4 protein-coding genes are annotated in these 7,953 nt (G+C 55.6%); 1 reads left to right on the forward strand and 3 read right to left on the reverse strand.

Features of this window, described 5'->3' with window-relative positions; all coding sequences use genetic code 11:
- The coding region (locus VI895_14245) for an ATP-binding protein (protein ID HLG20960.1) at positions 1-676 on the forward strand (676 nt) is incomplete at its 5' end.
- Between the two features lie 41 nt (positions 677-717).
- On the opposite strand, the gene bamA is transcribed toward VI895_14245, so the two are convergent.
- The 3 genes from bamA to VI895_14260 are packed head-to-tail and all read right to left on the reverse strand — an operon-like array spanning position 718 to position 7,935.
- A complete protein-coding gene (bamA, locus tag VI895_14250) occupies positions 718-3,567 on the reverse strand; it encodes an outer membrane protein assembly factor BamA (GenBank protein HLG20961.1) in 2,850 nt (949 codons plus the stop codon).
- Complete coding sequence (locus tag VI895_14255) at positions 3,530-7,393, reverse strand: translocation/assembly module TamB domain-containing protein (protein HLG20962.1); 3,864 nt, start codon at positions 7,391-7,393, stop codon at positions 3,530-3,532. Before VI895_14255 ends, bamA begins: the two co-directional genes overlap by 38 nt.
- A gap of 59 nt (positions 7,394-7,452) precedes the next feature.
- On the reverse strand, positions 7,453-7,935 hold the full coding sequence (locus tag VI895_14260) for a DUF309 domain-containing protein (GenBank protein HLG20963.1): 483 nt from the start codon (positions 7,933-7,935) through the stop codon (positions 7,453-7,455).
- Positions 7,936-7,953 lie beyond the last annotated feature (18 nt).

Consider the following 7,953-nt stretch of genomic DNA (forward strand, 5'->3'; position numbering starts at 1 on the left):
GAAAGCGGATTTTGTTTCGGCCGTCAGCCATGACCTGCGAAGTCCCCTTACGTCGATTCGGATGTATGCGGAAGTGTTGAAGGAAACGTGGCCCGACGAATCGAAGAGAACGACATACCTTCGTTATATCGGCGAGGAAAGCGAACGCCTTTCCCGACTGATTGAAAATGTTCTTGCGTTGGCACGACTCGAAAACAACGACTGGGCGATTCAGGTGGCGCTCCACGATCCCGCGTCACTCCTTCAACGCATCTCCAATAAGCTCGATCCGATCGCCCAACGAGCCGACTACACCTTGGAAGTCTCCATCGAACCTGCTTCCGGAAATATCTTGGCGGACGAGGACGCCCTCACACAAATTCTCCACAATCTCGTGGACAACGCCATCAAGTTTTCAGGCGAAGGCGAGAAGAGAATCTTGCTCCGTCACGTTCGGGACCACGATCAATCCGTCATCAGCGTCCGAGATTTCGGCCCCGGCATCCCGCCCGAACAAATGGGCAAAATTTTTGATCGCTTCTACCGTATTGAAAACGAGATGACCCGTTCGACGCGGGGCGCCGGCATCGGACTGGCGATCGTAAAGCTGCTGGCAGATCGGATGAACGTTCGGCTAAATGTAGTGAATCGCAATCCGGGCGCCGAGTTCCTGCTTCGATATCCACTCGTTTCCTGAAGAACATCCCATTTCTTAAAACGGTCGTGCCGACTTCGTCCTTATAACTGCCCCACGGCGAAATGGAATTCGCCGAAATTCTCGCCCGTGCGCCGATCGAGTTTGATTCCGTAATCCAGGCGCAACGGTCCGAAAAACGTGTTGTAGCGCAGACCGAAGCCGGCCGTGCTTCGAACGTTGGTGATGTCAAAATCGCCGTTTCCGAGAAATGCGTTGCCTCCATCGGTGAAAACGGCCAAATCAATCCCCTTCCCCAACGGAATCAAAAGGTCCGCCATGTAATTGAACAGGCTGTTCCCCCCCGGAGCTTGTTCCAACGCCTGGTCGGAGCAGTTCTCCGGAACATCCGTGGACAGTCCGCCGACGCAATTGCGCGAGAACCCGCGAAGGCTGTTGTTTCCTCCGAGACGGAAACGCTTTTCGATTGGAATTTCCGTAATCCCCTGTTCCGAAGTGGCTCCGAACGTTCCGGAAAAACCGAGGCGCAGGGCAACAACCAGACGAACTTTCCGATAAACCGGCCGATAGAAGCTGTTGCTCAGAAATGCTTGATAAAAATCGGCCTCCGAGAGGAGGGCGTCGTGGAAAACGGAGAATTTCAACGTATGGAACGATCCGTTGCGCGGATTGAGAAGATCGTCACGTCGGTCGAAATCGAAAATAGTGGCGATCGATCCGAATCGCGCCCGATCTTCATCGAAGGGGCTTAGCGTCGCGGTCGGATCGACGTCGAAAGGATCGCGGAATTCCAGCTCCCACTGCAACGTCCCTCGAAACCACTGCCGCACCTGTCGTTCGATCGCCAGAATGACGCTTTGTCTCTCGATATCAAATTGCTGCTCTTCACTCCGTTCCTCGATGAAATTCACCCGGCCGTCCACCAAGCGGAAAATCCTCGGCTCGCGATACGTCACGATGACCTGGTGTTCGGTGATATCCGCATTTTTGATTTGACGGTTCACCCGTCCCGATACCGCCGTGGAGCGGCCGGTTCCACCGATATTAATGTAGCTCGCGGTACCGGCCAGGCGGGCGCCGTCATCCGTCGAAAAACCGGGACGAAGGGTCACGACGCGTTTCTTCCGTTCCACCACGGTGATCAACACATCCTCCCTGCCCTGAGCGGAATCGAACTCAAGTTCCTCGATCGTTACCCGCTGAAAAAAACCGAGGCGGACGATATTGCGGCGGCTGTCCGCTATTCGGTCTGGATCGTACGGGTCCCCCTCCTTGAACCGAAGCTCCCGGGCGATCACTTTTTCTCGCGTCGTGGCGTTGCCGCGAATGGCCACCGCTCCGAAATGAACCATCGGCCCTTCCTGAATTTTCACCGGCAGGGTCACCGCTCCTTCGGGAATCTCCTCGATCGGAGGGAGCTGGACCGAGGCAAACTTGTAGCCTCGCGATCGGTATTTAGCCTCTAGCCGCTGAGCCGATCGCGACAGATCATCCATGTTGATGGGATCCCCGGGTTGAACGCTCATCGCGCCTTCGACTTCCCGATTGTCAAACAGATGATTTCCCTCGATCCGATACGCACCTAAAGTCGAGGGTTCTCCCTCCTCGATTTCAAATAGGACATCCATGGTTCGGTGGTTTGAATGAGGTGTGACTCTGGGAGGAAGAATTTTGGCTCGAAGATACCCTCGGGATCGGTAGTACGCCGCCAAAGCCGACCAGGAATCCTGAAGCTCCGACTCCACAAATCGGTTCCTTGCGGTTTGCTCCGGCGCCGTTCCCTCGAAATACGTCTCAAGCTCCTTCGACGAAATCGTACGGTTCCCGCGAAACGTGACGTTCCCCAGCTGAACGGTCGATCCGCGCGAGACCAAGAATTGAATCGACCGAGAATCCTTTTCTTCGTTCGTTTCCTCGGATATTTCGACGCTGGCATTCGGATAGCCCAGCCTTCGGTAAAAATCTAAGATCGATTCCTTCGCCGCGCTCTCCGCCCAGGAACGGCTGAATTGCCGTTCGCTGTCGAGGCCAATTTCCTTCCGAAGGACGGAATCGCGCTCGAACGCGAACGTGTTTCCCCGAAAAAGGACCCGAATCACGGGACCGGGTTGAACGGAAACGGTCAGTTTTCCCTCCGCCTGGCTCTCCGAGTAATCCACGACGGGGTCGGCGACGACCGCGGAGAGTCTTCCCGAATTGCGAAGCTCTTTTTCGATCCGACGCACGCCATTCCGGATCGCTTCACCGTCGCAACGATCGCCCCGGTTTATATCCATAAGATCCTGAATTTCGCCTTGGGACATGGCACCCGGGCGATCCGTCCCCAGTTCGATCTGAGAGATTTTACAAGGAGGGCCTTCCTGAACCTTTAGGTGCAAGGAGCCGGAGCGCGCCCGCTCTTCCGATCTGACGGAGACTTCCGCCTTCGCCTTCGGAAAGCCCCGATAAACGTAATAGGCTTGAAATCGCTCCCGAAGCCGCTCGATCTGAGCGGGGACCAGCCGGTCCCCTAAACGCACGTCGAGGTGATCGACCACATCTTCATCGCCGATGGATTCGTTCCCTTCGACTTCAACGGAAGAAATCAGGGGATTCACTTCGATCGTAATCTGAAGTTCGTTTCCCTTCGGACCTTCCACCCGCGATACGCGGATGCTGGAAATCGGACCGCGAAAGTAAAATCTCTTGAGCTTGTCCGAAACCGCCGTCCGAGATAAGGGCTGGCCGAGAAGAGGCGCGAAGAAATCCTCGGCACTCTTTTTCACGTCCGCATCCGGGCAATCGATCGTGATGGCGTTCACGGAACCGGCCGAAGCGGGCTGCTCTTGCGCGCGCGAGTCTGCCGTTACCGCCAGCAGAGCGACGGCGAACATGAGCACCCTTCGAACGGCGGTTTTAGAACTCGAACGAAAATTCCAGATCGAGTCCGACATCCACATCATTATTCGCATTCCCGGTGTTATCTCGAACGCTCCCTTGCAATGAAACATGCCGACTGAAACTTTGCTCCAACTTCATCGTATTTTCTCCTCCGCTCCCCGCAAACAGATCGGTGGCATACGATAGACGAAATTTCGGGAAAAGTTCCTTCTTCACCACCATTCGAATTCCCGTCGTCTTCGTATCCTCCGAGAAAAAAGGGACGAATTGGAACGTATCGACGATTCGGGCCCGGCGGAGATTCGATTCCAATTGGCCGGTCACCGCCGTCGAAAGCACGCCGCCGATCGCCGTCGACCCGACGTCCTGGCCGCTCGCCGCGGCCAATTCATCGGTATCCACGCCCAACGTCAGAAGTGAAATAATGCTCGTCTCATCTTTGGGCGGCTGGCTCGACAAATACGCCACCGTTTCTCCCTTTTCGGTTCGTACGTCGAGAAAAACGTCGGTCGTCTGGACGCGAGTTTTCGCCGAAAAATCTACCGCCGGCCAAAGAGAACGAGGGTTGTCGAAAGCCATAAAGCCGGAGGTGAAATCAAATTTGTTTTCCAAAAAACGAACGGTCCCCTCCGCCACTTCTACTCTGCCCAAAAGCCCGGGAAGCTGGTCCGTTCCCACCAAACGAAGATCGGTGCGCAGCTGCGCCGTAGCGACCTCGTTCCGGATTGAAATGGAAGCCCCTTCCGACCGAATCGAAAGATCGAATTGCACGTGTTCATCTTCCGGCCGGGGAGCTTCCGCCGCTCGAGCCACACGTCCAAACGAGAGAATCTTACTCTGCCAGTTCCAGCTCTCCCGATAAATCAGCTCATGAATCAACAGATCTCCGCGAAGCACCGGTCTCGCCGTCGGTCCTATGAGGGAAACCGTGCCGCTCACACTGGAAGGCAGGGTCCTTGGGAAAAGAAGGTGCACCCGCCGGATCGTTCCTTCGAGATTTAAGGTCGACGGTCCCTTTTCCGAGGCGAGAAGAACGTACCCGGTAGCGCTGACATCGCCATCCCCCACTCGAGCGGTGATTTTATCCACATAGATTCTTCGCTGGGCCAAGGTCGCTTGAAATTGGATGGCCTGAATGGGGTTGGGAAAACGCTGGAATTGAATTTGGCCGTTTTCTCCGGAAATCCGGCCGGTGACTTGCGGATTCTCAAAAGTTCCGGCGCATCGAAGCGAGACGTGGGCTCCTCCGTCCGCAAACGTGATCCGAGGAATGAGAAGCGGAAGGATTCCCAAATTCACGTCCCCCTCCAATCCCAAATCGAGTTTCCCGCCCAAATCAGCGCTTCCCATCACCTGAACGTTCGTCGACGGCCCTGAAAAATTCATCATTTCTAAGTGAAGACGACCGTTTTCAAGAACCACGTGCGCCGGTTCCGTCAAGGAAAGATTCCAGGCGCCCCGTTGAGCCAGGAGTTCCTGGATTGAGGCTTGCCCGTTCCAAGTCCGAGAGTTCCGAAGATCCCCACTCAATTGAACTTGTCCGGTGAGCAATGAACGCGTGTCCGCGGCGGGAAAAAAGGTCTTAAGAGGAAAGTTCTTGAATTGCGCCTCTCCATTAAAATGGTCCGCCGTGCGCGCATCGATATCCCCCTGGGCCTGTGCGCTTCCCTCCTCCAAACTCAGGAACCAGTGTAATTTCGAGAGCGCCCCGTCGACACGCCCCGAACCGACGGAGTCGAAATTCTGCTCGGTCTGCCGAAAGAATTGTACCGAACCGGTCGTGGACGGGTCTTGTATCGCCCCGTCGAACGTCACATCGGCGTCCGCGTGCGTCGCGATTCGTTGAAACAGTTCGGGCACCGAAACCGCCCGAAGAGGAAGCTTGGAAGCTTTGATTTGAAACGATTTGAACTCTCCTGCGCCGAAAACACCGCTCACGGAGACATTGGATAAGTCGTCTTCCAGAAGGCCTTTCTGAACGATGAATCGGTCACGTTCGACATCCAAGTTCGCTTCGGCTCGTTTGAACTGAACGCCCCTCCATTGAACCGGCCCGGTCGTGGCGGCGATCCGCCCGTTGAGAGACCGATTCCGCCCCGCCAGTTCAATCTCTCCCGAACCTTTTCCCTGAAATCCTTCCAATACGGGATATCGCCGCGAGAATACCGCGGCGATCAATCCGAGGTTGAAATTTGATACTTCTCCGCGCAACTCGATCGGTGATTCCTCGTCGAAAGGAGCCGTTGCGTCCAACGCCAACGATTCGTCAGCCTTGAGGAGCTGAAACTTCTCGAAACGGGCCGTGGCTTTCTCAAAAACAATGTCGCCGGTCAAGCGATAGGGTCCGTGGGAGACGTATCGGATCTCCTCCATCTGGAACTGAAGTTTCGCCAGGTAGTCGTGATTCTTATAATGAAGTGAACCGCCGACCTGGCCGAGGCCATGGATCGGCGCCCGTCGATCAAAGGCGGCGGAGAGATCCGAAACGCGAGCCGACCATTCGCCCGTCGTGTCCGGTCCCTTTTTGAATTGAAAACGATACGTGCCCTCCAGGCCCGTTGCTCTTACCTGCCCCGGATCGAGGACGAAGCCCTGATCCCCCAACCACGCCATCTTCCCTTCGGCGCTCACGTTTTTGAACACCAGCGGAAGATACGGTCTTGCGCTGGGCGGAAGCTCTAGAAAAAGTTCGGCCGAGGAAACAGCGTAGGAGCCGTCCAAGACCCACGGATCGAAACCAATTCGGCCCGAAGCGCTAACCGTCACGGGACCGAGCAGATGCGGCTGCAACTGTGGATGGATCGCCCGTTGAATCGTGGGATAGGGAATCGACTCCGCTTTCAGGTCGAACGTTCCTGGTTTTCCACGGCTCAGCGAACCGATGGAAAATCGTGCCAAACCGCCGCCGAAATCGATTTCACCGGATGCGGCCTCGAGTAATCTTCGTTTGACTCGAAACGAAAATGCCAAGCGGGGGAATCTTCGCTCTTTCACTCCCAAGTCATCTCCGCGAAACTCACCCGACCAGCGGAGATCTTCCCATGCTCCTCGAACCCGACCTTCCGCTCCTATCCTCCCCGCAAGATCCAGGGGTTTCGAGAGCACGCCCAGTTCCAACAGAGAGCTTTCCACCGGAGCGAGTTCGCCGCGCACTTGCAAAAGTAGAGAAGCATTCGGATACGCTTCACCCTTCAAGTTGATCGACGCGCCGATTCCGGTCAGGGAAAACTGCTCCAGTTCGATGGTCTCGCCGGACAAGCGGGCGGCAATATCGACCTGGTCGAGTTTTAAAGATTTTGCTCCGCGGCGAATTTCCCCGGAACCTTGCCATTTCCACGATGCGACACCCTGTTTCGCCGCCAGATCGGAGGAACCGCCACGGATATGAATCGATACATCACCGGGTAACAACAGACTTAAATCGGCGTTCCGAACCGCCAGATTTCCGATTTCAACCCGCAGCGCATCCTGCCAATGCGGGAGCCGAAATTTTCCCTTCGGAGCTTCCTTGCGCGGAGATTCGTCGGTCAGATCGAACCGGAGAACCGGATCCATGATTTCGATCTTCTTGAGAACAACCTTTCCGAGGAAGATCGGCCCCGTACCGGGCTGGATCGAGGCACGGGAAACGCTGATATAACGGAGGGGTCCGGAGGAACGCTCCAAAGTGATCTTTTCCGCCACCATGGCGGGCGGGAAAAAAGTGACGTCGATCGAGCCGATCTTCACTTCCGCTTTCAGCCGATTCGACAGTTGATCCACCAGCGTTTCGCGCAGAACGATGTCCAGGAGCGGTCGCCAGGCGAGAGCGAGCGCCGTGAAAAAGATAACGGCCAGAATCAGGACGACCCGGAGGGCCTTTCGTTTCCGTTCTTTCAAGGGATAGACGTATCCATTTTGATCTTACCTGACGTGTTGCAGAAACAGAACGAACGGGCTCAGATTGACAGACGGAGAAATATCTCTAGGAGATCCGGCTCGGCCTTCTCCAATGCCGTTATGAATGGTACGAAATCGAGACCAAGACAATTCGGCCGACGCCCTTGGGCCACCTTAAGTTTTTCCAATCCCTTTGAAATCAGTTGTCGAGATCCTTCGGTCTCAGCCACAACTTTTTTCAAGAGTCCGGCGGACACTTGAATCAAACCCTGCAGGCAGATCGACTCCTCGCAACTGGGAGGCAGCGCCTTCCAAACCCCTTCCCAGGCTTCATGAGCTTCCCAATAATATCCGGCGTTGAAAAGGTCGACACCGAACAAAAAATCGGGATGTCGTCCGGCTTCTTCCGAGGCTCCTAAATGGATCGGAGTCGTTACCTTGCCGTAAGCATGTCCTTTGGGATCCCGAATCGGATGAGATGTGCGCCCAGGGAGATAACGGTACGAAGGGAATGGTTTGTTGGTATATCGGCGGGTCGGCAACGACTACGCCATAGCACC

The organism is Bdellovibrionota bacterium (assembly GCA_035292885.1).
Classification (GTDB): domain Bacteria; phylum Bdellovibrionota_G; class JALEGL01; order JALEGL01; family DATDPG01; genus DATDPG01.